General features: G+C 59.2%; 1 other RNA gene. It reads left to right on the top strand.

Features of this window, described 5'->3' with window-relative positions:
• Positions 1-287, top strand: a transfer-messenger RNA (tmRNA) gene (gene ssrA / locus ACO0K4_RS19755); the annotation flags it as partial.

Genomic DNA, 287 nt, shown 5'->3' with positions numbered 1-287 from the left:
TCTGGTTTCGACGTGGATTGCAAAACCCAAGGCGCATGCCGAGGATGCAGCTCGCCTCGTTAAACAGGCTGCAAAATATAGTTGCCAACGACGACAACTACGCCCTGGCGGCTTAAGACCGCCAGCCCCTGACCGAAACTTGCTGGTGAGGTTCGGAGCCTCTCGGGGCGCATCAGGGGTCGACCAACATCAGCTCGAGCCGATCCTGTCCGGGGGTGAGGCCCTAAAACTTACCGGAACCGCCGTTCGCCTTGGTCACCTCGTGGCCATCGCGCTTGAGGATGTTT

The sequence above is a fragment of the Undibacterium sp. RuTC16W genome (assembly GCF_049339445.1).
In the GTDB taxonomy this organism is placed as follows: Bacteria; Pseudomonadota; Gammaproteobacteria; order Burkholderiales; family Burkholderiaceae_D; genus Undibacterium.
The sequence above is the reverse complement of the archived record's forward strand: the minus strand, read 5'-3'. Positions and strand labels throughout refer to the sequence as shown.